This is a genomic window from Sulfitobacter sp. KMM 9851, from assembly GCF_057178245.1.
On sequence record NZ_CM169991.1, the window covers coordinates 2564344 to 2588804 of the forward strand.

At 58.0% G+C, this 24461-nt stretch carries 22 protein-coding genes and 5 pseudogenes; 20 read left to right on the forward strand and 7 right to left on the reverse strand.

The genetic code is table 11. The features are described from left to right. Nucleotides 1-38 precede the first annotated feature (38 nt). Nucleotides 39-731, reverse strand: a complete 693-nt coding sequence (locus tag AC1965_RS12675; protein ID WP_483884228.1) for an NUDIX hydrolase — start codon at nucleotides 729-731, stop codon at nucleotides 39-41. A 38-nt stretch (nucleotides 732-769) separates the two neighbouring features. After that, nucleotides 770-1186, reverse strand: a complete 417-nt coding sequence (locus tag AC1965_RS12680) for a DUF983 domain-containing protein (RefSeq protein WP_483884229.1) — start codon at nucleotides 1184-1186, stop codon at nucleotides 770-772. Between the two features lie 194 nt (nucleotides 1187-1380). On the opposite strand from AC1965_RS12680, the gene AC1965_RS12685 reads away from it, so the two are divergent. The 4 genes from AC1965_RS12685 to AC1965_RS12700 are packed head-to-tail and all read left to right on the forward strand — an operon-like array spanning nucleotide 1381 to nucleotide 3476. Then, nucleotides 1381-1944, forward strand: coding sequence for an EF-hand domain-containing protein (locus AC1965_RS12685; RefSeq protein WP_483884230.1), 564 nt, complete (start codon nucleotides 1381-1383; stop codon nucleotides 1942-1944). Nucleotides 1945-2001: 57 nt separating this feature from the next. Next, nucleotides 2002-2601, forward strand: a complete 600-nt coding sequence (locus AC1965_RS12690; protein ID WP_483884231.1) for an RNA polymerase sigma factor — start codon at nucleotides 2002-2004, stop codon at nucleotides 2599-2601. Beyond that, the gene (locus AC1965_RS12695) at nucleotides 2588-2974 is read left to right on the forward strand and encodes a hypothetical protein (RefSeq protein WP_483884232.1); all 387 of its coding nucleotides are present in this window, start codon (nucleotides 2588-2590) and stop codon (nucleotides 2972-2974) included. Before AC1965_RS12690 ends, AC1965_RS12695 begins: the two co-directional genes overlap by 14 nt. 4 nt (nucleotides 2975-2978) lie before the next feature. Continuing rightward, a complete protein-coding gene (locus AC1965_RS12700) occupies nucleotides 2979-3476 on the forward strand; it encodes a periplasmic heavy metal sensor (RefSeq protein WP_483884233.1) in 498 nt (165 codons plus the stop codon). A gap of 122 nt (nucleotides 3477-3598) precedes the next feature. On the opposite strand, the gene AC1965_RS12705 is transcribed toward AC1965_RS12700, so the two are convergent. Then, complete coding sequence (locus tag AC1965_RS12705) at nucleotides 3599-6184, reverse strand: methyl-accepting chemotaxis protein (protein WP_483884234.1); 2586 nt, start codon at nucleotides 6182-6184, stop codon at nucleotides 3599-3601. Nucleotides 6185-6653: 469 nt separating this feature from the next. On the opposite strand from AC1965_RS12705, the gene AC1965_RS12710 reads away from it, so the two are divergent. The 6 genes and pseudogenes from AC1965_RS12710 to AC1965_RS12735 all read left to right on the forward strand — a co-directional run bounded on the left by AC1965_RS12710 (nucleotide 6654) and on the right by AC1965_RS12735 (nucleotide 10900). Then, nucleotides 6654-7808, forward strand: a complete 1155-nt coding sequence (locus AC1965_RS12710; RefSeq protein ID WP_483884235.1) for a tyrosine-type recombinase/integrase — start codon at nucleotides 6654-6656, stop codon at nucleotides 7806-7808. Continuing rightward, the gene (locus AC1965_RS12715; protein WP_483884236.1) at nucleotides 7805-8485 is read left to right on the forward strand and encodes a hypothetical protein; all 681 of its coding nucleotides are present in this window, start codon (nucleotides 7805-7807) and stop codon (nucleotides 8483-8485) included. Before AC1965_RS12710 ends, AC1965_RS12715 begins: the two co-directional genes overlap by 4 nt. 96 nt (nucleotides 8486-8581) lie before the next feature. After that, a pseudogene (locus tag AC1965_RS12720) lies at nucleotides 8582-8779 on the forward strand (integrase core domain-containing protein); the annotation flags it as partial. A gap of 534 nt (nucleotides 8780-9313) precedes the next feature. Beyond that, nucleotides 9314-9523, forward strand: a complete 210-nt coding sequence (locus tag AC1965_RS12725; protein ID WP_483884237.1) for a helix-turn-helix transcriptional regulator — start codon at nucleotides 9314-9316, stop codon at nucleotides 9521-9523. 124 nt (nucleotides 9524-9647) lie between these two features. Beyond that, nucleotides 9648-10382, forward strand: coding sequence for a hypothetical protein (locus tag AC1965_RS12730; RefSeq protein ID WP_483884238.1), 735 nt, complete (start codon nucleotides 9648-9650; stop codon nucleotides 10380-10382). Between the two features lie 401 nt (nucleotides 10383-10783). Further along, entirely contained in the window at nucleotides 10784-10900 is a 117-nt protein-coding gene (locus tag AC1965_RS12735; protein WP_483887039.1) for an HGGxSTG domain-containing protein, read from the forward strand. Between the two features lie 134 nt (nucleotides 10901-11034). Here the strand turns inward: AC1965_RS12735 and AC1965_RS12740 are convergent. The 3 pseudogenes from AC1965_RS12740 to AC1965_RS12750 form a co-directional block, all read right to left on the reverse strand. After that, a pseudogene (locus AC1965_RS12740) lies at nucleotides 11035-11166 on the reverse strand (ATP-binding protein); the annotation flags it as partial. Nucleotides 11167-11230: 64 nt separating this feature from the next. After that, nucleotides 11231-11479: pseudogene (locus AC1965_RS12745) on the reverse strand (integrase core domain-containing protein); the annotation flags it as partial. Next, nucleotides 11446-11871, reverse strand: a pseudogene (locus AC1965_RS12750) (ISL3 family transposase); the annotation flags it as partial. The pseudogenes AC1965_RS12750 and AC1965_RS12745, both read right to left, overlap by 34 nt. A gap of 611 nt (nucleotides 11872-12482) precedes the next feature. Between AC1965_RS12750 and AC1965_RS12755 the strand changes: the two are divergent. From AC1965_RS12755 to AC1965_RS12795, 9 genes and pseudogenes are all read left to right on the forward strand, one after another. Further along, a complete protein-coding gene (locus AC1965_RS12755; protein WP_483884239.1) occupies nucleotides 12483-13514 on the forward strand; it encodes a LacI family DNA-binding transcriptional regulator in 1032 nt (343 codons plus the stop codon). A 114-nt stretch (nucleotides 13515-13628) separates the two neighbouring features. Further along, complete coding sequence (locus tag AC1965_RS12760; protein WP_483884240.1) at nucleotides 13629-14939, forward strand: ABC transporter substrate-binding protein; 1311 nt, start codon at nucleotides 13629-13631, stop codon at nucleotides 14937-14939. Between the two features lie 113 nt (nucleotides 14940-15052). After that, nucleotides 15053-15919 carry a carbohydrate ABC transporter permease gene (locus tag AC1965_RS12765; RefSeq protein ID WP_483884241.1) on the forward strand — a complete coding sequence of 289 codons (867 nt, stop codon included), beginning with the start codon at nucleotides 15053-15055 and terminating at the stop codon, nucleotides 15917-15919. Nucleotides 15920-15929: 10 nt separating this feature from the next. Continuing rightward, nucleotides 15930-16760 carry a carbohydrate ABC transporter permease gene (locus AC1965_RS12770; protein WP_483884242.1) on the forward strand — a complete coding sequence of 277 codons (831 nt, stop codon included), beginning with the start codon at nucleotides 15930-15932 and terminating at the stop codon, nucleotides 16758-16760. Nucleotides 16761-16774: 14 nt separating this feature from the next. Beyond that, nucleotides 16775-17779 carry an ABC transporter ATP-binding protein gene (locus AC1965_RS12775; RefSeq protein WP_483884243.1) on the forward strand — a complete coding sequence of 335 codons (1005 nt, stop codon included), beginning with the start codon at nucleotides 16775-16777 and terminating at the stop codon, nucleotides 17777-17779. 144 nt (nucleotides 17780-17923) lie between these two features. Beyond that, a complete protein-coding gene (locus AC1965_RS12780) occupies nucleotides 17924-19279 on the forward strand; it encodes a mannitol dehydrogenase family protein (protein ID WP_483884244.1) in 1356 nt (451 codons plus the stop codon). A gap of 1 nt (nucleotide 19280) precedes the next feature. Further along, nucleotides 19281-20207: a carbohydrate kinase family protein gene (locus tag AC1965_RS12785; protein ID WP_483884245.1), complete on the forward strand. Its 927-nt coding sequence runs from the start codon at nucleotides 19281-19283 to the stop codon at nucleotides 20205-20207. Between the two features lie 166 nt (nucleotides 20208-20373). Continuing rightward, nucleotides 20374-21695 (forward strand): annotated as a pseudogene (gene zwf, locus AC1965_RS12790) (glucose-6-phosphate dehydrogenase). Between the two features lie 376 nt (nucleotides 21696-22071). After that, on the forward strand, nucleotides 22072-22419 hold the full coding sequence (locus tag AC1965_RS12795) for a putative quinol monooxygenase (protein WP_483884246.1): 348 nt from the start codon (nucleotides 22072-22074) through the stop codon (nucleotides 22417-22419). A gap of 119 nt (nucleotides 22420-22538) precedes the next feature. On the opposite strand, the gene AC1965_RS12800 is transcribed toward AC1965_RS12795, so the two are convergent. Further along, nucleotides 22539-23432 carry a LysR family transcriptional regulator gene (locus tag AC1965_RS12800; protein ID WP_483884247.1) on the reverse strand — a complete coding sequence of 298 codons (894 nt, stop codon included), beginning with the start codon at nucleotides 23430-23432 and terminating at the stop codon, nucleotides 22539-22541. Between the two features lie 123 nt (nucleotides 23433-23555). Between AC1965_RS12800 and AC1965_RS12805 the strand changes: the two genes are divergently transcribed. After that, a complete protein-coding gene (locus AC1965_RS12805) occupies nucleotides 23556-24449 on the forward strand; it encodes a sulfotransferase domain-containing protein (RefSeq protein WP_483884248.1) in 894 nt (297 codons plus the stop codon). Nucleotides 24450-24461: the final 12 nt, after the last annotated feature.

Here is a 24461-nt window from a genome sequence, read left to right on the forward strand (position 1 = left end):
CCGGCTGGTTTCGGCCATGAATAGCCCTGCGGGGTCGGTCATGCACTGGGCCTGCCGCGCAGACGCAGAAACAGGCTTTCTTCGTCATTGTTCTTGAAAAACGGCACCGACGCGGGTGGCGAGAAATCACGCGCCCGCGCTTCGACCTCGGCCAACACCACTTCCGTGATAAAGGGCATGTCGAACTTGCGCGCCTCGCTCAGCGGCACCCATTGCAGATGCGACAGCTCATCACAGGCCGCGTCGAAATCATCCAGATCGCTGGCAATGTCGTCGGCATCCACCAAAAAGAACCGCGCATCGAATCGACGCGGGCGGCCCGGTGGAGTCAGAGCGCGAAACACGAACTGCAAGGCAGAGGCCGCAGGCAGATGGCCCGTGGCGGCAAAGGTTTTCCAATCATCAGAAACCGGACCCTGCCAGGCTCCGGGTGTGCCAAGCACAAGCCCGGTTTCCTCCCAAAGCTCGCGCACGGCGGCCACGGCAATGGCATGGGCCAATGTGGGGTCAGCATCTTCGCACAACCGCGCCGCACATGTTTGAGGCAGGGGTGCTGCGAGCGGCACATCGGCGTCGCCCACGTCGACCGCCCCGCCCGGAAATACAAATTTCCCGGGCATGAACACCGCCTTTGCCCCGCGCTGCCCCATCAGGATATGCGGCGTCACATGGCGATCTCGCAGAACGATCACCGTAGCGGCGTTGCGGATCTGGCTTTTATCAACGGTCATCTTGGCGCGTCCTTTGCAGGTCTACAAAGGGGGCAAGGTCACTCTGCGCGGCCGAAACCGCCCATTTCCTTGGCCCATTGGAACCCAATCAGCGCCCCCTTCAGTCTGGGCAGAAGGTAAAGCGACAGCGCGGTACATCCAACCGCAAAAATCGTAAACAGCGTCAGAGGTTCGGGACGCCACGTGACAAAGGCGATATGCAGCCCCGGTGCCATCAGGTGCCCCACGATCAGGATCGTCAGATAGGCTGGTCCATCATCGGCGCGGTGGTGGTGGAATTCCTGCCGACATACAGCGCAGTCGTCATTCACCTTGAGATAGCTGCGCAACAGCGGGCCAGACCCACAATTGGGGCACTTGCCACGCCAGCCGCGCAGCATTGCGGACCAGCGCGGCCGTTCCTGCGCATCCGGTAGCGCGGTGTCTGTTGATAACTCTTGGGTGTACTGCGTCATGTCTGCCTCCTCGGGCTTGGCCCTAGATGGCGCTTTGATCGGCAGAAATAAACCCCGCAGACCTGCCTTGCGGCGCCATGTCGCAAAGGGTCGAAATAAAATGGCGCTTGTAGCGACGGAAACGGATCGCTGCTCCGTTTGATACCTATCGCCGCCCAGACAGGGAGGTGATGAAACCACCGAGGAGTATAACAATGACAATGCTTACAATTGCAAAGATCGCTGCGCTGAGTGGGATGCTGGCGCTGGGTGCCGCTGCGGCCACGGCAAAGGAACCCGACGCCGCCGCGCGGTTCAAGGCGCTGGATGCCGACGGCAATGGCGAAGTGACGCAGGCCGAGATGCAGGCGCAAAGCGCCGCACGATTTGCAAAGGCGGACGCGAACGGCGACGGTTTTCTGACATCGAATGAATTGCAGTCCGCGGACGACGCCCGCCGCGCGGCACGGGCGAAACGGCTGCTTGATCGTCATGATGGCGACGGCAACGGAAGCCTTGATGCCAGTGAATTGGCCGAGATGGGTGGCAAACGCCAGTCCGCCCGCGAAGGTAAGATTATGGAACGTCTCGACACAAACAACGACGGCAAGCTGGCGATGGAAGAAATGGCGGCGCGCCATGACCCCGCCAAGATGTTTGCGCGACTGGACCAGGACGGAAACGGCACGCTAAGCGCCGAAGAATTTGCCACCGCCCGCGAACACGGCATGCGCGGTAAACATGGCATGCGCCACCACGACAAGCCGGTGACGGAGTAAAAGCGCCATTTGCCGGGCGCGCTTGTCAGTCACACGCCCGGCAGGTAGCCAGAAGTCATGAACAACGCCGCTCTGGACCAGACTGCCGCCGCCCAGGATGCAGAATTGTTGCTGCGCTACGCGGCGGGCGATCCGGCAGCAGCGCGTCTGTTGTCAACCCGACTGACGCCCCGGATCTATGCCCATGCAGCCCGTGTGCTGGGCGATCGATCCGAGGCCGAAGACGTCACACAGGAAACCATGCTGCGGTTGTGGCGCATCGCACCCGAATGGCGCGCAGGCGAGGCGCAGGTCAGCACATGGGCCTTCCGTGTGGTGGCCAATCTATGCACCGACCGGCTGCGGCAGCGCGGCCGTGTCTCGACCGGGCTGGACGACATCGACGCGGCGCCAGATCCGGCGCCGACGGCCGCCGCACAGATCCAACACCTGACGCGGTTGGACGCGCTACAACAGGCCCTGGCCACGCTGCCCTTGCGGCAGCGTCAGGCGGTGGTGCTGCGGCATATCGACGGGCTGCCCAACCCCGAGATTGCCGCCATCTTAGACGTGGGCATCGAAGCGGTGGAAAGCCTGACCGCACGGGGAAAACGGGCGTTATCGGCGGCCTTGGCCAGCCAGAAGGATGCATTGGGGTTTAACGATGAAACGGCCTGACCCAGATAGTGATATCACCGCGTTGGAAGACGTCTTTACGGTCGCGCGCGCGGCACCTCCCCGCCCGTCAGACACGCTGCAACAACGTGTGTTGGCAGACGCGTATGGCCTGCAACCGTCTGTCGGTCCCGCTGTGGGCACGGCACCTTTCTGGGCCGCACTCTGGCGGACATTGGGCGGCGCGCCGGGGTTGGGCGGGCTTGGGACTGCCGCGTGTATCGGGATTTGGCTGGGCATCGCACCGCCCGCTGCGGTGCCAGATCTCGCGGGCCAGATCTTTGCAACCGAGACCGCTTTGACCGATGGTACCGGCGATGACATCTTGGCAGAGTTCGACATCTTTGGCTGGGACAACGGCAGTGACGAAGGATAACGGAATGACACCGCAACGATATACATCAGGCCGCACACTACGATGGGCACTGGGGCTGTCGCTGGCGCTGAACCTGCTCGTGATCGGGGCTATTGGCGGTGCCGGCTGGCGCCACGCCCAAGGCGGACCAATGGGGTCAAACGCCCCAGGGCTGCGCAGCTACGCTTCACCCTATGTACAGGCGCTGCCCAAGTCAGACCGCCGCGCTTTACACACCGCCATGCGCAACGGTGACAACGCCAAACACCTGAGCCGCGACGCCCGGCGCGCCCTTTATGCCAGAATGCTGACCGCCCTGCGTGCCGACCCTTTCGACGCTGCCGAAGCGCAGGCGGTTCTGGCTGCGCAGTCACAAGCCGTGATGACGGTGCAGGCTGACGCCCACGCTGCATGGTTGGTTCAGGTCGGCGCGATGAATGCTGCGGCACGCGCTGAATATGCCGACGCTCTTGAGGCACGGCTTAGCCGTGGCAAACGCCATGGGGACAAAAGGAACCGCTGACGTCGACTTTCGCGATACCTGTCTCGCTGCATAAGTCCAGAAGACGCCTGCGGTACGGGCGGCCTTAGGTTTACGTTTAACCTGCCGCAAGCCGATGAGCGGGATTCGCATCGACGCTTGTGCTAAAACTCTTCCCAGCCCCCACCAGTGTCAGCCTGCGGCTCCATCGCGACGGCAGCATTTCCCACCTGTTGTGCGGCCAGCGCCCTGGGTGCCGATGGGGTCGCGGAATTTACCGCCACCGATTTACGGGCAGAAGCGGGCGTGTCCGACAGTCGGAAGCGGGCGACGGCGTTGGCCAAGGCATCTGCCTCGGATGTCAGGGCGTGGCTGGCCGCGGTGGTTTCTTCAAACATTGCGGCGTTTTGCTGGGTCACGTGGTCCAGTTCCGTCACGGCGCTGTTGATCTCGGCCAAACCACTGGATTGCTCGCGCGCCGACGTTGCGATGTTGGATACGCGGTTTGAAATCTCTGACACCGAGGTCACGATCGCCGCCAATGCAGCGCCCGTACGGTCCACCAAATCAACTCCCTGCTGAACCTGATCACCCGATGACGAAATCAACTCGTTAATCTCGCGCGCGGCATCGGAAGACCGCTGGGCTAGGGCGCGCACTTCGGTGGCGACCACGGCAAAGCCACGGCCTGCTTCGCCTGCCCGAGCGGCCTCAACCCCGGCATTGAGGGCCAGAAGATTGGTCTGAAAGGCAATGTCGTCGATCACGCTGGTGATCTTGGATATCTCCTGCGACGAATTTTTAATCCCGTCCATGGCATCTACGGCCCTGCGGGCCACCTCGCCGCCTTGCTCGGCGTTTTTCTGCGCCTCGGCGGACATCTTGCTGGCGTCGTCGGCACCCTCGGCGGCTGACCGCACAGAGGCCGTCAACTCGTCCAGGGCCGCTGCAGTTTCCTCCAGTGTTGCCGCCTGTTTTTCAGTCCGGCGCGACAGATCATCCGCTGCCGATGTGATTTCGGTAGTCTCGTTTCGGATGGAATCGGCATTATGCATCACCGACCCCATCGCGTCGCGCAGTGATGACACGGTGGCGTTGAAGTCTGACCGCAGCTTTTCATACGCCGACGGAAAGACAGTCGCGATGTCACAGCTCAGATCGCCATCTGACAAATTTGTAAGCGCTACGCCCAGTGCTTCCACCACGTCTTTCTGCTCCACCGCGATGCGGCTACGTTCGGCCTCAGCGCTGCGCATCGCATGATCCGCTTCGGTCACATCCGCCCCCAGGAACAAAAAGCTCTGCACATCACCGTCTGGCCCTGTAATCGGATTAAAGCTGCCTTCGACGATGCAGGGCTCTTGGCCCGGTTCCTTGTGCATTTCGAACCGGCCATGCAGCGCCGCACCTTCCAGAACCTGCGGGAACAAGGCCTTGACGGCCTGCGTATTGTTCAGGTTCTGACCAAATATCTGGTCGATCGGAGCGCCTGCCAATGCAGCACCTTCAACCCCGGTTAGTCGTCCGGCATTCTCATTTGCATCCCGCACCCGGCCCGCGACATCAAATTCGACGCGAATCTGGTTGCTATCAATGGTGCTGATCAAGACGGCATTTCGTTGCGCCGCCGTACGATCAGCCCATTCAACGACTGCGCCGATATGGGCGCCATCGTCGCTCAAGGCGGCGTTGATCTTGATGCTGATCACCCTGCCCCCGACACGCACATTTACCTCGGCGTTACTGGCAGCATCAGGTGTTCCCTGCATGCTCACCAGTGCCGCCTCCATATCCGCCATCGCCGACAAATCAGCGCCTTTAAGGCGTTCCGGTGCAACGCCGGGCCATACAGAGTTCAGGTCTGGCATAAGATCGCCCAACAACGTCGCACAGGACGGGTTGATCAAGATCACTTTAAAATCTTCATCCACCATCATCATAGAAGCTGATGAGCCCACAAATGCCGCACCGCGAAAGGCAGATTCGACAGACGCGAGTTTTGCGTCGGCCAGTGTCAGGCGAAAATCATCCAGTTTGGCAGCCATCTGGCCAATCTCGTCAGCGCGATTTGTGTGCGGAATATCAATCTCGTATTGCGCATCCGCCACCTGCACCATTGCCCCGCGCAACTGCGTGAGCGGGCGAGACATCCGCGATAGCAAAAAGTACCCTGCCCCGATCAAGGCGATGACCAACACCGCAAGCCCGATAAGAGCAGTCTGAAGCGTTTTGTCGGTCAGCGCCGCTGCGCTGTATTCATCGGTCCAGCCCGTGACGACAGATCCGACAATCGCGTCCTCACCACCGAACCGAACGGGGATTGCCACCAGCATTCCATTCGCGCTCATGGCAAGGCCCTGTCGTTCCAGCGCCTGTTGGGCCAGGGTCTGTGCCGCACCTTCATCAAAGGCGTCGGCTGGCGTGGTATACATGGATGCCCCGGCACTATCCGTGACCATGGCACCCAACGCATCCTGCCCAGCAGCCTGCATCACACCGCTGACGATTTGATCCACTGCGTCTACATTACCAAACTTGATTGATCCGCCCATCTGCATCGCCAGAAGGCGCGTCACCTCTTCGGCCCGGGCGGAGACCTGCAGTTCCATTTGACTGCGTTGATGAACATAGCTCGTTGCCTGCATCGTCGCGACAACCGCCATGACGCAGATCGCAACCATAAAGGTACATTTGAAAAACAGACTGCGGAATGGATTTAGCCGCCGATCGTCGATGCCCGCCTGCGTCATTGCAATTTCCTCTCAACACGCGTTCGCCCCACGAAAGGGGTGATTTCCACGGCAGGTTACGCAGGCAGGTCTTACATCGGCATTAACAGCGCCTCGCGCACAAAGAACTGCAAGCGCATGCAACAAGCCCTTAATAAGAGCGGGAAAAATACCGGTATGTTTAAGTTTTAGTAGAAGTTGAGAGATTTTTGCGACGATCTGGTGACACACTCGATCAGCCATAGCTGTCTGAACGGCGGCGTCACCAAACAAATCAGTGGTGCGGGCGGTGGGCGTTGAAACCTCGTATCTAGCGGTCTCAAAAACCATCAGCTAGCAAGCAACCCTCTGGAAAATAATGACACTTTGTTATCTCCCTGTATCATCTAGTCTCGACATGTACCTCTGAATACCATACCGAGAGGTGGACTATGGGGTGGACCGGGAGCGAGTGTTTATGGTCAAAAACAGGTTAAGCGCACGCGGTATTATGGCGCTGAAGTCGGGTAAGTACTGCGACGGCGCTGGGCTTTGGCTAGTAAAGTCGGACTTGAAGAATGGCAAATGGGTTCTGCGGTTAACAGTCCATGGCAAACGCCGTGAGATGGGTCTGGGTACTTGGCCAGACGTTAGCCTGGCCGATGCCCGAGAGAAGGCTGACGAAGCTCGGCGAGAACTGCGAAGTGGCTGCGATCCTATCCGAGAACGGCAAAAGCGGCGCATGGATGCCCAGCGAAATCTGCATCTGTTTCGAGATATTGCTAGGGATGCGTTTGATGCTCGAAAAACGGAACTAAGAGATGACGGAAAAGCTGGGCGCTGGTTCAGCCCGCTTGAGTTGCATGTTCTTCCAAAGCTCGGCCATGTCCCCGTTGCGGACATCACTCAGATTGATTTGCGTGATTGCCTAGCTCCAATCTGGCACACAAAGGCAGAGACCGCACGCAAGGCGCTGACCCGAACCTCCATCTGTATGGAACATGCTGCAGCTTTGGGTATTGATGTCGACTTGCAAGCGCCCAAGAAAGCCCGCGCATTGCTCGGGAAGCCGAACCATACCACCACCAACATCCCCGCGCTTTCGTGGCAAGACGTTCCGACGTTCTATCAAAGCCTAGATGAAGGAACCGTTACGCATCTAGCTCTTCGGCTTTTGATCCTCACTGGTGTGCGTTCTAGGCCGCTTAGATTCATGAGAGAAGAACAAATTGAAAATGATCTCTGGATCATACCGGCCGACCAGATGAAAGGAAGAAAAAATGCGACTTCTGACTTCCGAGTGCCACTCCCCGCTGAGGCCTTAACCGTTATTGCCAAAGCACGAGAGCATGCGCGTGATGGCTACCTCTTTCCCAGCGTTCGCAAGGGCGTCATCTCCGACGCCACCATGTCACGCTTAATGGAACGTCGGAACATGCAAGCTCGCCCGCATGGATTCCGCTCAAGCCTCCGAGTTTGGCTGGCAGAAAAAACAGATGCGAGCCATGAGGTGGCGGAGACTATGCTTGGCCATATTGTGGGCAGTTCCGTCGTGCGTGCTTATCGGCGAACGGATTTCCTCGAGCATCGCCGTGCACTTCTCGAGCGCTGGGCGTCGCATTTGACGTTAGGTTCTACTTCCCTATTTAGTCTGGAAGGTAAATGACCATAGAAAAACGTTATCTCCCGTTGTTTGATAAGGAAGGCGCGTGGGCCCTCCAACGTCCAGATCTATATGTCCTGATCCGCATGTCTGTGCGAGAAGATCAGGGAGACGATATCGTCGAGCAAAGCTATAAGTATATGGTTGAAGGCTCCGACAATACTCGGGCCGGTTTGAACGAAGTAGAAGCTTTACTCGAGCAGAAATACATTAGCGGGCATAAGATTGATCGGCGGTATGCAGCAATGGTATTGACGGAGTTGGTACGTCTCAGCTTGAACGGTGAAGAACCTACCGTGGGCAAAGCGCTCAAATTGGTAGCCCACGAATTGCGAGCAGAAAGTCCACAGACCCAAGAAGAGTCATATATAGGTCGGGCAAAAACCGCCTTCAGCAAATGGCGCAGTACTTGCCATCTACAAGCAGCATTTCGCATCCAAATTGCGGGCTCAAAAATCTTCGAAGCCGATCTCGAGCGGTTTAACAAATTTCTTGCGATAGCAAAGGCCCTAGAGATATTCGTAGATGATACATGTGCTCGAGGAAAGCTGACTTGGAACCCCTGGCGTGTTCCCGAGCAAATCGCTCCGGCCTTTTCAGGGCAAATAACTCGGCTTAGTGCTGCGGAACGAGCACTTATCTCAACACCATATCGCACGCCGTCGAAGCCACTTGATTAAAACGCTAGCCTAACAATTTGTTGCGTAGGGCGGCGGTGCTCCACTTCAATGAAAACCTACCATGGACCTGTCGCGGTTTGATGCCGCTCCTTTGATAATTGTTACGACAATGCTGCCGTCGAAACGTTCTTCAAAACCATCAAGGCAGAGCTGATCTGGCGACGGTCATGGGAAACACGGCCGCAAGCCGAGATGGCAATCGTCGAATACATCAACGGCGTCTACAATCCGCGCCGCAGCCATTCAGCACTGGGCTGGAAAAGCCCAGTCGCTTTCGAGCGGAAGGTGGCCTAAACGAGCACCGGGGGCGGCACGAAAGCGCGACAGGTCCACCAGACCTCCTCACCGCGAAGTCGTCACCCGATTTTCGCCCTACTAGCGCTCGCTATCCGAACATGAAAATTCGGGCCGAAAGGCTCATGCTTAGATGAGCGAATTCTGAAATTTACACTATACTGCAGCGTCATTTCAGTTGTGATTTCCACGTCTTGCCGCAAAAATTTGGATGATGACGGCCAAGAATTTTACAAAAGAAAGCAAGAAAAGTACGTGAGATTTTCCGTTTTACTGTTTAAAAACAAAGCAGTTATCCTACAGGCGTAAGGATACACAAAACAGAACAAATCAATAATTATATTTGTTGGTGATGGCTGTGCGAACCAGCAACTGGCTGGAAGCGTCCAAGTGTTGAGGCCGGAACAAAGACATCTGGAAGTCCGGACATAGCTACGAAAAAAAGAGGGGGGTAAAAAAACTTTGACCCTCCCGACCCCAAGTAAATCCGTCTCTAACAGCCTCACCCTAAATCGCATGGAGGCACCTGAAAACATGTCCAATCAATCAATTTCTCTCGGCGCCAGCGTAGATCCGTTGCTCAAGGTTGGTGAAGCAGCCGAAGTGCTCGCAATCAGCATACCAAGCTTTTGGCGCCGTGTGGCAGATGGCTCAATTCCAAAGCCAATCAAATTTGGAAAATCGTCACGCTGGCTGCACTCGGAAATCCAAGAAGTAATCGAAGAAGCGAAAGCTCGTCGCTAAGGCAAAGCTACAGCTGCGCCAAGTCGCCTAAGTAGCAACCGGCTAGCCACCTCCAACATGCATCTGAATACGCCAGAGTTGTGCTCCCGGCATGGTCAGACGCCCTGTCTCGAAAGGTATTCACATGAACGGCGAAATGGTATTTGCCCAGTTCGGTCTGCAACAGATGATGCGGTTGTTCCGAAATCTTGAACATTCAGAACTTGGGCTGCTCATGCGCATTGCACTCGAAAACTGTTTGATGCAGGGACCATTAAAACTCAACAACTCTAAGCTTCCAGGTCTTCTCGGATGCAAGACAAGAAAGACATTTCTGCGCCAGATCGAAGCGCTTAAGAACAAGGGTGTAATACGGGAAACCGAAGAAGGCCTTATTGCCGACATCGCAGAAACGGCTATTGAGCATTTTCAGAAAAAATCTAAGGACGCCGCGCGAGCGGTCAGCGCTCGCAAAGACCGCCAGATGCCCTGCAGTGAAACAGAGCCAGAGCAGGCGGAAATTTCTCCGGTGCAGGGGGAAGTCGGCGATAACAATGCTGCTTCATTTGGTCGTCGAAACGCGGTCAGTAAGGTGGAGGGGGGCGTCGCGTTGCCTATCGATCGCCTAATTGAAGACCTCAAACATCTTGCAGAGAGCAATGGGCAAGGGAACCTTTCTGACGAGCTATACGAATTTAGTGAGAAGAGGCTTGTCGAGACATGGCTCACGCTCCCCCTCTCTCCTGAAAAAATTGCTGACAAAGTTACCAAATTACTAGTTCAAAAAAACAAAAAAGGCGGAGGTAAGATCTCATCTTGGAAGTACTTTGACCCAGCAATAAAGGGGATGGTCAACGCCGATGCTGCAACGTTTCAGTAGCGAAAATAGATGCGTTCGCACGCAGGTTTAATTAGGCAAAATGTCCAATTTAATGCGGAAATCCGCGCTGGGTGTTTAGGGAGTTCCATGGGGTATTACTTACAAGGCCAAAAAACATGACATTTGGAGCCAAAAATTTGAGAACGCCAATAGAATGGGGCGAAGAAGAAGACTGGCAACCACAGGTGCCTTATCCACAGCTCGAGCCGCTGGTTCGAAGCTGTCCATTCGAGCTTGTTACAGGGCGCCGCCATCTTGAACTCTGCATGGATTGTCTTTTCAAAAGTTGTGAGGACTTGCGCGCGTTGGGGCTGAATGATGATGGCGATCCGTTGCCAACTTCGGCGCGAGCGAGGTGTGGAGCGAAAACCCGGAAGGGATCAACTTGCAAATTACCAGTTATGCCGGGAAAGTGCCGCTGCTGGTTCCACGGTGGCGCGTCTACAGGACCAAAAACTGCGGAAGGTCGTAAGCGCATTGCGGAAGCTCAGCGCAAAAGGTGGGCTAGCCGTCGGTAGCTTGGTCTACGAGGTGTCGAAAAACTTGTGTTCCACCCCATGCGTCGCCGTCGAGCCAGAGTGTTGATTGTCACCGAGAACTGGCCCGGCATTGTCACCGAGACTTGACCCACCCAGTTTTTATGTTCTTTGCGTTATGATGGCGTCAATGCCGCGGTCTCCTTTCGTTTCTTCTTGGCTGTCGCGGAGCTGGCTTTGAACCGGTAGCTGTCATTGCCGGTCTCGAGAATGTGGCAACGATGTGTGAGGCGGTCGCGGAGCGCGGTGTAGGGAGGTGGTCCTAGAAATTCGACCAGTTTGCAGCCTTGTTAAGATGGATCAGGGGTTTATTTAGGCTGCTAAGCTCATTGGTTCTGTTTTGCTTTCATAGGACTCGTCTGGGGTCAATATGCCGTGTGCCGAGTGGGGTCGTTCCACGTTGTAGTAGGCCAACCACTTTCCGATACCAGCTCGCGCCTGTGAACCTGTTTCAAAGGCGTTCAAATAGACGCACTCATACTTCAACGATCGCCAGAGCCTTTCGATCATGCGGTTGTCGCGCCATGCGCCTTTCCCATCCATGCTGATCCTACGGCCTGCTCGGCGCGGCGCTGGCGTGTGGCCCATTCCCCGACAACACGACGGCCGCCCTTGAATCCACTTGCCCGCAGCCGGCGCCAGAGTTCGGCGCCGTTCCGGCAGCCGCCCGCCCATTCCCGCTTCAACTGTGGCAGCCAGAGGGTCAGGCTGCTCTCGCGGATGCGGAAAACGTCCTCACGTTCGCCGCGAACGATTTGGCGGACCAGACCTCGACTCAGCCCGGTAAGGCGCACAATGCGTCTGATGGGAGTGCCGTCATTGGCCATCTGGCGCACCATCCGGTTGGTCTGCTGGCGGCGCTGGAAACCCTCATATTGCAGCTTCTCCGCCGCCGTCAGCAGTTTTGGATCCAGTGTCTTCGCCCCGATCGACTTGCGGATGGCAGCCATGCTCAGCTAACACTGTGCTCACACGACACCTGTGTCGGATCCGGACACCAGTCGGACACTTAGAAAAAAGCCCCGAGCGTACTAACGCGTCGAGGCCCTTGTTTGTTGGTTGCGGGAGGGCGCAACCAGCGTTGTCGAACAAAGATAAAGTGCAGGATCTAAGGACAAGTTAGCGCCGTTGCCGGACGAACGGGTAACTCGCGAACTGTACTGATTTTGGCGCGAACGGCCCTTACCGGCCATTCATTACCAGCTCCGGCGCCGCGGCGCAGCTTCACCAGACCGGTCGTTCGTTAATTGCGCAGCGGAGTCCAACTTGAAGACCCCTTGGCAATTTCCGAAGCGAGCGAGATATAGCGCGTAGAGCGGGATCTACACGACCGGCCCTGACTTACGGTTCGCGAAATTGTGGGGGGAGGGAAAGTTGCCTACCCTAAAGAACCGTTGAGCATGACGCGCAAGTTTGGCCGACTTGAGCAAGTTGAGTTCACGCAGTTCGCAGCCTTGCATTGCAGGCGGCTGGGCTAAAGCCGCAACCTTGACCTCGCTGCGGATCCTCAAGTATGCAAACAATGAACTTTACGCGCGTATAAATCCTGAAATCGAGGCGCAACATGGCCCCAACTAAAATCCGCAACATGGAAGAGTTCGCGGCCATCAGCGGCATCTCCCGGCCTACGCTCTCGAAGTATTTCAATAATCCTGACAGCGTCCTGAAGTCGACCCGACAGCGCATCGAGGCTGCGCTGGAAAAGCATGACTACAGGCCGAATGTCTATGCGATGAACCAGAACCGGCAGACGACCCGGAACATCGGGGTCATCGTGCCCAACCTCGCGGACCCGTTTTTCAACGAGATCGGACGTGCCGTAGAGGTCGCCTGCATTGAGGTGGGCTACAGCCCCATCCTGCTCAGCTCTCATGGCAAACCGGAACTCGAGGCGGAAAACCTGGAATCTCTGCGGTCGCTGAAACCAGCCGGTGTCCTACTGGCACCTTTTGGGCGCGGGTCCGACAGCAAAGCCATCGAGAAGTTCGGCAAGGATGTTCCAATGGTGCTCTTCGATGCTAATATCAGCGATACGGGGGCGGCTTTTATCGGCACCGACAACTTCCAGAGTGTCGGCTTGATCGTCGAATACCTCTGTCGCAGTGGTGAGCCGCCCTGTCTTTTCGAGATGGAAACCCCATCCAATCCGAATGCGATCAAACGGCGCCAGGCCTATCAGCGGAGCATGGAGGTCCACGGATTTGCCCCGCATATCTTTCAGGCGAAAGGCAGCGGTTGGGATTTCGAGGAAATCGGCCAGTCCGAAGGGGGCGCCTTGATCCGCGACGGGGCCTTTCCAACCAACACCGTTCTGTGCAGTAACGACCGACTGGCGATTGGCATGTTGTCGGCAGCCTACAAGCTTGGGCGCAAGGTCGGGCATGGTGCGGATTGCGACATCCGCATCGCGGGGCATGACGACCACCCTTTCTCGCGGTTCACCTGCCCATCGCTGACCACGATTGCACAGGATTATGCGGCTATCGCGGAGCGCGCCGTAAGCTCGCTTTTTCGAATCATCGACACTGGAAAAACGCCTCCCGAGCGCGACGAGACGCTCTTCGAAGGCAAGCTCGTGCTGCGCGACTCTGCCTAAGCTACAATCACCAAACAATAAATTGGTTAGTATTTACGCGCGTTAAAAATAAATTGACTGCGCGCAAGGTCAGGTCGTAGGGTTTCTCCACATTGGACGTTCAGGGAGGAACAAATGTCCCAGCTCAAATCGCTATATGCCGCGACGGCCATCTCTGCGCTGACCACCGCGGGCGCCTTCGCCGAGACCACCGTCACCATTGCCACCGTCAACAACGGCGACATGATCCGCATGCAGGGTCTGGCGTCGGAGTTCGAGGCACAGCATCCGGATATCAAACTCGAATGGGTGACATTGGAGGAAAACGTTCTGCGCCAGCGCGTAACGCAGGACGTGGCAGCCAAGGGCGGCCAGTTCGACGTGATGACAATCGGCACCTATGAAGTTCCGATCTGGGGCCAGCAGGGCTGGCTCGTGTCCCTGAACGACATGTCCGATGAATGGGACGCGGATGACCTTCTGCCGGCGATCCGCGACGGTCTGACCGTGGATGGCGAGCTCTATGCCGCGCCCTTCTACGGCGAAAGTTCGATGGTCATGTACCGCAAGGACCTGATGGAGAAGGCCGGTCTGGAAATGCCGGAGGCGCCGACCTGGGAATTCATCAAGGAAGCCGCCGCTGCGATGACCGACAAGGAAAACGAGATCTACGGCATTTGCCTGCGCGGTAAGGCCGGTTGGGGGGAGAACATGGCCTTCCTGACGGCCATGGCGAACTCCTTCGGAGCGCGCTGGTTCGATGAGGACTGGCAGCCGGAACTGAACGGTGCGGAATGGACCGAGGCGGTCAATTTCTACATGGACCTGATGCAAAACTACGGCCCTCCGGGTGCTTCGACCAATGGTTTCAACGAGAACCTGTCGCTGTTCCAGCAAGGCAAATGCGGGATGTGGATCGACGCCACCGTCGCAGCGTCCTTCGTGACCAATCCCAACGATTCAACCGTAGCCGAAACGGTCGGCTTTGCCCTGGCGCCAGATAACGGGCTGGGACGTCGCGGCAACTGGCTCTGGGCTTGGTCGCTGGCCGTTCCGGCCGGATCGGATGCAACCGAGGAAGCCAAGACCTTCATCGAATGGGCGACTTCGAAGGATTACACCGCGCTGGTCGCCGAGAAGGAAGGCTGGGCCAATGTACCCCCCGGCACCCGCACCTCGCTCTATGAGAACCCCGAGTACCAGGAAGCCGCCCCCTTTGCGGAAATGACACTGGGGTCAATCAATGCCGCCGATCCGACCAACCCGTCGGTAAAGCCCGTGCCCTATACCGGCGTGCAGTTCGTCGCGATCCCGGAGTTTGCAGGTATCGCCACGCAGGTCGGCCAGGAAATCTCCGCCGCACTGGCCGGGCAGCAATCGGTCGAAGAGGCGCTTGAAAAGGCGCAGACACTGACGCTCGACGAGATGGACGCCGCCGGCTACTGACGCGGCGCGCTGCGGGCGGTACACAACGCGCCGCCCGCTCCCCCTGTTCTTTTTCGCGCATTCACCGTTTGATCCAAGGATGGCCCCGGGGCCGTCAACAGGAGAGATCAGCCATGGCGACTCAAAACTCCCGATCCGCGGCCCGCCTGATGATGGCACCCGCCGTGATCCTGCTGCTGGGATGGATGCTTGTCCCGTTGGTCATGACCCTGCTGTTTTCGTTCAAGAAATACCTGCCTCTGCGCGGCGGTGATCTGGGTTGGGTGGGGTTCGACAACTACTTCCGCTTTGTGACCTCCAGCGCCTTCTGGCCCTCGGTATCGGCCACGCTGATCATCGTCGGCGGGGTCCTGATCATCACCGTGGTTCTCGGTGTCCTGCTGGCGATCTTGCTAAACCAGCCGATGTGGGGCCAAGGTATTGTCCGTATCCTCGTGATCTCACCCTTCTTCGTGATGCCCACCGTCTCGGCACTGGTGTGGAAGAATATGTTCATGGACCCGGTGAACGGGCTCTTCGCGCATATCTGGAAGTTCTTCGGCGCAACCCCGCTGGAGTGGCTGAGCCAGGCCTCGATGCAGTCCATTATCCTGATCGTCTCTTGGCAGTGGCTGCCCTTCGCGACCCTGATCCTGCTCACCGCGATCCAGTCGCTTGACCGCGAGCAGTCGGAAGCCGCCGAAATGGATGGCGCGACCCCGCTCCAGCGATTTGCCTATGTCACCCTGCCGCATCTGGGCCGCGCCATCACTGTTGTGGTGCTTATCCAGACGATCTTCCTTTTGGGCATCTTCGCCGAGATCTTCGTCACCACCCAAGGCTCCTTTGGCACCCGCACGCTGACCTACCTGATCTATCAGCGCGTGTTGGAAAGCCAGAACATTGGGCTTGGCTCCGCCGGCGGTGTTTACGCCATCATCCTCGCCAATATCATCGCCATCTTCCTGATGCGCATGGTTGGCAAGAACCTCGATAAGTGAGGAGACCATCATGGCACGCGCAGTCACATCACGACGCAAGATCATCAATACCGCCGCCGCATGGACGGTGGGCCTGCTGATCTTCTTTCCGATCCTCTGGACGATCCTCACCAGCTTCAAGACAGAGGCTACGGCAATCGCCGACCCGCCGGTCTTCATCGGCTTCGAGTGGACCTTGGCGAACTACGCCACGGTGCTCGAGCGGTCGGATTATGCCCGCTTTCTTTGGAACTCCATCATCATCGCGGGCGGATCGACCATCTTGGGCATTCTGGTTGCCGTCCCCGCCGCGTGGTCCATGGCCTTCGTGCCGTCCAAGCGGACCAAGGACATCCTGCTGTGGATGCTCTCTACCAAGATGTTGCCGGCGGTCGGAGTGCTCTACCCGATCTACCTCATCTTTATCAAACTGGGCCTGCTGGACAGCCGCACTGGATTGGTGATCGTCCTCATGCTGATGAACCTGCCGATCATCGTCTGGATGCTCTACACCTACTTCCGCGAAATCCCCGGCGAGATCCTCGAGGCCGCGCGGATGGATGGGGCCAGCCTGAAGGAAGAAATCCTCTACGTGCTGACGCCGATGGCGGTGCCCGGGATCGCCTCGACCCTGCTGCTGAACTTCATCCTTGCCTGGAACGAAGCCTTCTGGACGCTGAACCTGACGGCGGCCAAGGCGGCCCCGCTTACGGCCTTTATCGCCAGCTATTCCAGCCCTGAGGGACTGTTCTACGCCAAGCTCAGCGCGGCATCGACCATGGCCATCGTGCCAATCCTCATCCTCGGCTGGTTCAGCCAGAAACAACTTGTCAGCGGTCTGACCTTCGGCGCCGTCAAATAGGAGACACGGGAACAATGGGACGTATCACACTGGACAAGGTCTCCAAGAGTTTCGGCGATGTAGAGGTGATCCCGCCGCTGGACCTGACCATCGAAGACGGCGATTTCACGGTCTTCGTAGGCCCCTCGGGCTGTGGCAAGTCGACCCTGCTGCGGCTGATCGCGGGGCTGGAGGACACCACCGGCGGGCAAATCCGCATCAACAGCCAGGATGCGACCCATGTGCCACCAGCGAAACGGGGTCTGGCAATGGTCTTCCAGTCCTACGCGCTCTATCCGCATATGTCGGTACGCAAGAACATCGCCTTTCCGATGAAGATGGCCGGTGTCCCCGAGGACGAACAGGCGCGCCGCATCGAAGGGGCGGCCAAGGCCCTGAACCTCACCGATTACCTCGACCGTCGCCCTGGGCAGCTGTCGGGCGGCCAGCGCCAGCGGGTGGCCATTGGCCGCGCCATCGTGCGCGAACCGGCAGCCTTCCTTTTCGACGAGCCGTTGTCGAACCTCGACGCGGCACTGCGGGTGGGCATGCGGCTGGAAATCAGCGAGTTGCACAAGCGCCTGCGCACGACGATGATCTACGTCACCCACGATCAGGTCGAGGCAATGACCATGGCCGACAAGATCGTGGTGCTCAGGGCAGGCCACATCGAACAGGTCGGCAGCCCGCTGGAACTTTACCGCGCTCCGCGCAACACCTTCGTGGCGGGTTTCATCGGCTCGCCCAAGATGAACCTGATCGAGGGCCCGGAAGCCGCCAAACACGGTGCTAATATCATCGGCATCCGGCCCGAGCATATTGATGTCGTAGCACAGGAAGGCACCTGGCAGGGCACCGTCGGCGTGGCCGAGCATCTGGGTTCCGACACCTTCTTTCACATCCACAATACCGGCCTTGCCGAGACCCTGACGGTCCGGGCCTTGGGCGAGGTCACCCTGAGCCATGGCGACACGATCCACCTGTCCCCCAGGGCCGACCAAATTCACAAATTCGACGCGAAGGGCCTACGGATCGAATGACGCAACATACGACAACACCCTGGTTCGGGCGGGCTGACATGACGACAGATCTTTCGCTTTCCACGCTTCCACAGCTTCCGCAACGAGTCTCAGTGCCGTCCTATAAGCGCGCGGATTCTGTCGCCCGGCATCCTGCACATTGGGATGGGCAACTTCCACCGCGCTCATCAAGCTGTCTATCTGGACCGGCTATTTGACCTTGGCGAGGGGCACGACTGGGCCATCGTGGGCGCTGGCGTCATGCCCTTTGACGCCGAACGCCGCGCCGCCTTGGAGGCGCAGGACTGGCTGACCACTGTGGTCGAACTTAGCCCCGGAACCTACAACGCGCGCGTGACCGGCGCGATGATCGATTTCTGCCCGATCGACGCGCAGGCGATCATCCAACGGATCGCCAGCCCCGAGATCCGCATCGTGTCGCTGACCATCACCGAGGGCGGCTATTTCATCGACGCCGCGAGTGGCAGTTTCGATGCTGCGCATCCGGACATTCGGCATGACGCATCGACACCCGAAAGCCCCGTGACGGTCTTCGGCATCCTGCTTGCAGGGCTGCGCCGGCGCCGTGAAAGGGGGCATCCACCGCCCACCATATTGTCGTGCGACAACATTCCCGAGAACGGCCATGTCACGCGCCAAGCGCTGAGCGGGCTGGCTGGACTGGTGTCTGACAAACTGCAGGACTGGATCACGAACGATCTCGCTTTCCCCAATTCGATGGTCGACCGTATCACGCCCGCCACCTCAGCAGCGAAACGCGCGATGGTGGCCGAGACCTTCTGCATTAACGACGCTGCACCCGTCGTCTGCGAGCCTTTCACGCAATGGGTCATGGAAGATCACTTCCCTCTGGGCCGACCGGCCTTGGAAAAGGTCGGCGTGCAATTCGTGGACGACATCGCCGCCTATGAGACGATGAAACTGCGCATTCTCAACGCCAGCCATGCCGCGCTGTCTTATCCCGCGGCGTTGATGGGCTATGACTGTGTGCATGAGGCGGTTGCCGACAGGGATATCGCTGACTGGATCCTGCAACTGATGCGGACAGAGGTCATTCCCGTCCTCGCACCGATCCCCGGCGTGGACTACCAGCAGTATCTCGCCACCTGCCTCGACCGTTTCGCCAATGCAGAGGTGCGCGACACCATCGCCCGGCTTTGTCAGGACGGCTCGAACCGCCAGCCCAAGTTCATCCTTCCCACCATCGCGGATGCACTGAACACTGGAGGGCCGCTCGACGCGCTGGCACTCGAAGTGACGCTGTGGTGCCGCTATTGCGCGGAAAGCGATGTGCTGGATGATCCGCGTGCCGAGCGGCTGCGCGAAGCGGCTCGCCAGTCCCGCCGGAGGCCAACAGCCTTTCTGGACCTGACGGAGATCTTCGGCAGCCTCGGGCAACAGGAGCGTTTCGCGCAGGCCTTCGCCCGGCAGGTCGAGGCGGTCTGGACCGGCGATGTCCGTTCGGTTCTGCGCAGCCTCTTGAACGGGAAAGCGGCTTGAGATGATCCTATGTTGCGGCGAAGCGTTGATCGACATGCTCCCCGCCCCGACGGCGAAGGGGCAGAACGCCTTTGTCCCCAATCCCGGCGGAGCGGTATTCAACACCGCCATTGCGCTTGGCCGGTTGCGGGCCGACGCGGGCCTGCTGACCGGCCTTTCGACGGATATTTTCGGCGCCCAACTGGTAGAGGCGCTGAAGGCCAGCCATGTGGACGCCAGTCTGGCGATCCGCTCGGACCGCTCAACAACGCTGGCCTTCGTGCAGTTGATCGATGGACAGGCCCGCTACAGCTTCTACGACGAAAACTCCGCCGGGCGGATGTTGACGGGCGCAGATATGCCCGCGGTACCAGATCGGTTCAGCGCGCTCTTCTTCGGCGGCATCAGCCTCGCCTGCGAACCGGCCGCGGAGGCCTATGCCGAGCTTCTGGCGCGCGAGGGAAAGACCCGCGCGGTCATGCTGGATCCGAACATTCGGCCCGGCTTCATCGAAGATGCCGAGCGCTATCGCGCGCGTCTGGACGCTATGCTGACACAAACGGATATCGTCAAGGTTTCCGACGAGGATCTGGCCTGGATCGTTCCCGATGGATCATCGGTAACCGAAAGGGTCGCCGTTCTGCGTAAGCGGGGACCCGCCGTGGTGATCGTCACCCGCGGTGGCGAGGGGGCGACCGGATATCTGTCGGACGGCACGGAGGTGCAGGTCTCCGCCGCGCGAGTGTCGATAGTCGATACTGTCGGGGCCGGAGATACGTTCAACGCGGGCGTTCTGGCCAAGCTGGCTCACGCAGGGCACCTCAGCAAAGAAGCACTGGCCTCCCTGTCGGCGCAAGAGCTGCAGGAAGCGATGGCCTATGGCGCAAAGGTGGCTGGCGTCACCGTCTCACGCGCCGGTGCCGATCCCCCCTGGGCCCAAGACCTCTGACAGGCAGATCACTTCCCCCGCCGTCCTATTTTGGGAACTGTAATGTTGGCGCCACCACAGTTTTTGCAAGTCCAGTTTGGCCGAAAGCGCCATAAGGTTAGCACCGCCAAACTCGCTCGGAACGGCGTCGGCGGCCACGCCCCCCACCGGTCGGCAGGCTGACGCCATGGTATCGCGCGTCATCCCCGTTGACCCTTTCGACCTCGTCAATTTCGGCGCGACCGGTGATCTTGCTCGGCGCAAGATAATTCCGGGCCTGTTCCACCGATTTGTGGTGGGACAAATGCCCGCGGAAGCCCGCATCATCGGGGCCGCTCGTAGCGAGATGACCCGCGACGCCTTTGTTGAACTGATCAGAGAAAGCCTGAAGGAATTTGCGCCGAGGTCGGCTGAAGAGCCCGCCCAGATCGCCGCTTTCCTAAAGACCCTGCACTGAGTCTGCGTCGATGCCACCGGCGAGGCGGGCTGGCGCGAGTTGGGCGAACATCTGCGGCCGGAGGCGGCGCGTGCTTTCTATCTGTCGGTCTCGCCTGCGCAATTCGGTGCGATCGCCGACAATCTGGACGTACATGGTCTTGCCACGCCTCAGGCCGCATCGTCGTGGAGAAACCCTTCAGCCACGACCTTGCCTCAGCCAAGGCACTGAATGCCGACCTGCGGCGCGTATTCGATGAAGGACAGATCTAACGGATCGACCATTATCTGGGCAAGGAAACGGTGCGGAACCTCATGGTGCTGCGCTTCGCCAATGCGCTCTGGGAGCCGCTGTGGAATTCCACGCATATCGACCACGTGCAGATCACCGTGGCCGAAAGCCTCGGCGTTGAATGGCGGGGGGAGTATTACGACCGCTCCGGTGCCATGCGCGATAAAGTGCAGAACCACCTGATGCAGCTCTTGTGCCTCACTGCGATGGTGCCGCCGTCGCGCCTCAAGCCCGACGCGGTGCGCGACGAGAAGCTCAAGGTAATCGAGGCGCTCGATCCCGTCGCACCCGACTGCATCGCACGCGGGCAATACCGCGCCGCCAACGGCGAAGGCGGGTATTGCGATCACGCCGGCGATCCACAGACGCTGATCGAAAGCTTCATCGCCATGAAGGTGAACATCAGCAACTGGCGGTGGGCCGGCACCCCTTTCCACCTGCGGGCCGGAAAGAAGCTACGGGCCCGCACTTCCGAGATCGCCATCACCTTCCGCGATCCCCCGCATATGACCTTCCCCAAGTTGGAAGGTCGCCGAGGCAATGCGTTGATCATCCGGCTGCTACCCGACGAAGGCATCACCCCACGCACGACGATCAAGTAGCCGGGTCCCAGCGGCATGCGGGTGGTCGAGGCCGCTTGGGCTTGGGTCGATCCGATCATCCGCGGCTGGGAGGACGCCCGCCAAAGACGCACCCCCTATGACCCCGGCAGCGCCGGGCCGGAAGACACGTTGATGCTGCTCCATCGCGATGGCCGCCGCTGGCGCAATCTCGAGCCATGAGGCGCGGATGATGTTCTTGCCGCCATTTTAATCCCGGCGTCGTGCCCCAGAGGCACGTACCGGAGAAAAGGAGACCCAAGATGAGCCAAACTCTCTCTTAGTTTAGGCCGCCATTGGTCCCAAAAACCCTGACTACGGACAGTCCGGTGTCCGCTTCGGATAACACATGTCAACGTCGATCATTATTGACGTTTAGAATTCAACCGACCTATGCGGCTTGGCGGTGAATTGATCGCAAGGATTGACATCGCAAGCAAGACACCTGCGAATTTGCAGCCCAGCTAGCCATTCGAACCAATAGCGCGCTGCATTCCGGCGGTGCAATTTAGAGCTAGGCTGCCGATCCCGGCTGCTAAAGATTTACGGGAGAAATGACATGATGAGTAACTTACGTGCTGCAGTGGCCACGCTACTTTTTGCAATGCCATCGGCAGGGTTTGCACAAGACGGAACAATTCTGGTGATCGCTAGCCATCCAGTGATTGACTATGAGCAATGGCGCGCTGTCTATGATGGTTTTGCTGACGAACAGAGGGCGGGCGGAGTTCTGGAAGAAGAGGTTCTGCGAGATATTGAAAGCCCAAACATGGTTTACGTCCTGCATCGGTTCACAGACGTGGCCGCTGCGAACGCATATTTCGCATCACCCGTTCTTCAAGCTGGGATGGAGGATGCTGGTGTTGCCGGGCCGCCCACGATCGCGATCGTTCGATCTGCGGACTAGGAAGCATACTAGCAATCCACCTCTCAATTCAGTTTTTTTGGCCCGGGTAAATCTCTGGCCAGATCAGCTTTGAAGATCTTCGAAGAATTGCCTACTGTGCAATGGCTTTGTTACTGCTTTTAGAAATTTGCCTTACTGCCATCCTGCGGAAATTTTTCGGCAACAAATTTCATGAATTTGCGTACACGTGGTTCCTGGTACGCCTCCTTAGATGCAACAAGCCAAAGCCCGCTTTGCATTTGATTGTCTGTGAAACACATTAAAAGCTCGGACGATTGATCACCTTCGACACAGGGAAGCGCTCCGACCGCCTCTTCAGTGCGAAGCGATGCAGCCATGGATACAACAGAATCCACGGTGCTAACAATTTTTGATTTATCCATATGCTGATCTACATAACTCATAGCTTGGACGCCATTCACCATTGCATCAGGGAAACGCAGGTAGGGGTGTTCCTTTAGCTCTTCAATGGAGCGCGGAATGCCGTTGGCAGCCAAATATGACTTGCTACAGTAAATGCCCCACCTGACCGGGGGAAGTTTTCTGGCAACCAATGTGTCGCCCGATATTTTGTCAGCGGCACGCAAAGCAACATCTGCTTCGCCATTTTCCAATGATATGTAGCTCTCGGCTGAATTCGTCTCAAATTGCAGGTCTGGATTTTTTTTATGATACTCGGATATTAGCGGAAGCATCCAATGCGCCATACTTGAGTGGGCTGCAGTCACGCGTATTTTTCCGCTTGATGCCCTTCCGAGTTGATTGGCCCGCGTTTTGACGCTTTCGGCTGCTTCACCCATGCTTGCAGTCACTTCCAGCATGTTTCTGCCCTGAGCAGTGAGTGTGTACCCTCTGGTATCGCGCTCGAACAGCGTCAGCCCAAGCGCCGCTTCCAGCGCCTGCATGCGCCGTCCAACCGTCGTCTGGTTGATGTTCAATTTTCTTGAAGCCGCCAAAGTAGAGCCTTCTCGCGCGACAGCAAGGAAGATGCGGATGTCGTTCCAGTCCAGCATTGTTGCTTACCCCTAAGAGCATCCTGCACGGATGCCTAACCACTCTGCAAGTGCAGACATACCCACGACCGCTGGCCGTGGCTCATATTGTCCATGCGACACTTTCAACAAAGGAAATTAAACATGGACGCCTTACCCACCAAAACCCGCGAAATTCACAACCACCATATGGACAGTACGGTCTGGAACGATATCGATTTCCGTGACGATGACATCGTTATCGCGACCTATGCAAAGTCGGGCACCTCCTGGATGCAGCAGATCGTAAGCCAGCTGATCTTTCAGGGTCAGACGGACTTACCCATCTCGGAAATGTCGCCTTGGGTTGACCTTCGTGTGCCACCGAAAGAGGTTAAGCTTCCGGCAATTGCCGCACAGACGCATCGCCGGTTTCTGAAAACCCATTTGCCGGTTGATGCCTTGGTCTTCTCGCAAAAGGCCAAATACATCTATGTCGGGCGCGACGCCCGGGATTTGGTGTGGTCCTTGCACAATCACCACAGCAACGCGAACGCGATGTGGTACGAGACTCTAAACAACACGCCCGGGCGGGTCGGCCCCGAGATTGGAGTCCCGCCCAAAAGGGCTGCAGCATATTTCACGCATTGGCTGGACAATGACGGAGCGCCATTCTGGCCCTATTGGGAGAATGTCCGCAGCTGGTGGGAGTTGCGCGATCAACCCAACGTGAAACTCGTTCACTTTGCAGATCTCAAGCATGATTTGCGTGGTCAGATTGCCCAAATAGCCGCATTCCTCGACATCGAGGTGACGCCCGACCTGATGGAGAAAATTCTACATCATTGTTCATTCGACTACATGAAAAACCATGCCGCAGATTCTGTACCACTGGGCGGTGCTTTCTGGGATGGCGGTGCGAAAACATTCATTCACAAAGGTACAAACGGGCGCTGGAAAGACACACTGTCAGGAGAAACAAGCGAACGTTATGAGCAAAATGCTGTCAAGGAACTTGGTGAGTCTTGCGCCGCCTGGCTCAAAAACGGCGCGCTGTAAGCCTGCGTCTGG

Bases quoted from the DNA above. Each gene is read 5' to 3' on its own strand.
- AC1965_RS12675 (WP_483884228.1), bottom strand. From the start codon at position 731: ATGACCGTTGATAAAAGCCAGATCCGCAACGCCGCTACGGTGATCGTT.
- AC1965_RS12680 (WP_483884229.1), bottom strand. From the start codon at position 1,186: ATGACGCAGTACACCCAAGAGTTATCAACAGACACCGCGCTACCGGAT.
- AC1965_RS12685 (WP_483884230.1), top strand. From the start codon at position 1,381: ATGACAATGCTTACAATTGCAAAGATCGCTGCGCTGAGTGGGATGCTG.
- AC1965_RS12690 (WP_483884231.1), top strand. From the start codon at position 2,002: ATGAACAACGCCGCTCTGGACCAGACTGCCGCCGCCCAGGATGCAGAA.
- AC1965_RS12695 (WP_483884232.1), top strand. From the start codon at position 2,588: ATGAAACGGCCTGACCCAGATAGTGATATCACCGCGTTGGAAGACGTC.
- AC1965_RS12700 (WP_483884233.1), top strand. From the start codon at position 2,979: ATGACACCGCAACGATATACATCAGGCCGCACACTACGATGGGCACTG.
- AC1965_RS12705 (WP_483884234.1), bottom strand. From the start codon at position 6,184: ATGACGCAGGCGGGCATCGACGATCGGCGGCTAAATCCATTCCGCAGT.
- AC1965_RS12710 (WP_483884235.1), top strand. From the start codon at position 6,654: ATGGCGCTGAAGTCGGGTAAGTACTGCGACGGCGCTGGGCTTTGGCTA.
- AC1965_RS12715 (WP_483884236.1), top strand. From the start codon at position 7,805: ATGACCATAGAAAAACGTTATCTCCCGTTGTTTGATAAGGAAGGCGCG.
- AC1965_RS12725 (WP_483884237.1), top strand. From the start codon at position 9,314: ATGTCCAATCAATCAATTTCTCTCGGCGCCAGCGTAGATCCGTTGCTC.
- AC1965_RS12730 (WP_483884238.1), top strand. From the start codon at position 9,648: ATGAACGGCGAAATGGTATTTGCCCAGTTCGGTCTGCAACAGATGATG.
- AC1965_RS12735 (WP_483887039.1), top strand. From the start codon at position 10,784: ATGCCGGGAAAGTGCCGCTGCTGGTTCCACGGTGGCGCGTCTACAGGA.
- AC1965_RS12755 (WP_483884239.1), top strand. From the start codon at position 12,483: ATGGCCCCAACTAAAATCCGCAACATGGAAGAGTTCGCGGCCATCAGC.
- AC1965_RS12760 (WP_483884240.1), top strand. From the start codon at position 13,629: ATGTCCCAGCTCAAATCGCTATATGCCGCGACGGCCATCTCTGCGCTG.
- AC1965_RS12765 (WP_483884241.1), top strand. From the start codon at position 15,053: ATGGCGACTCAAAACTCCCGATCCGCGGCCCGCCTGATGATGGCACCC.
- AC1965_RS12770 (WP_483884242.1), top strand. From the start codon at position 15,930: ATGGCACGCGCAGTCACATCACGACGCAAGATCATCAATACCGCCGCC.
- AC1965_RS12775 (WP_483884243.1), top strand. From the start codon at position 16,775: ATGGGACGTATCACACTGGACAAGGTCTCCAAGAGTTTCGGCGATGTA.
- AC1965_RS12780 (WP_483884244.1), top strand. From the start codon at position 17,924: ATGGGCAACTTCCACCGCGCTCATCAAGCTGTCTATCTGGACCGGCTA.
- AC1965_RS12785 (WP_483884245.1), top strand. From the start codon at position 19,281: ATGATCCTATGTTGCGGCGAAGCGTTGATCGACATGCTCCCCGCCCCG.
- AC1965_RS12795 (WP_483884246.1), top strand. From the start codon at position 22,072: ATGATGAGTAACTTACGTGCTGCAGTGGCCACGCTACTTTTTGCAATG.
- AC1965_RS12800 (WP_483884247.1), bottom strand. From the start codon at position 23,432: ATGCTGGACTGGAACGACATCCGCATCTTCCTTGCTGTCGCGCGAGAA.
- AC1965_RS12805 (WP_483884248.1), top strand. From the start codon at position 23,556: ATGGACGCCTTACCCACCAAAACCCGCGAAATTCACAACCACCATATG.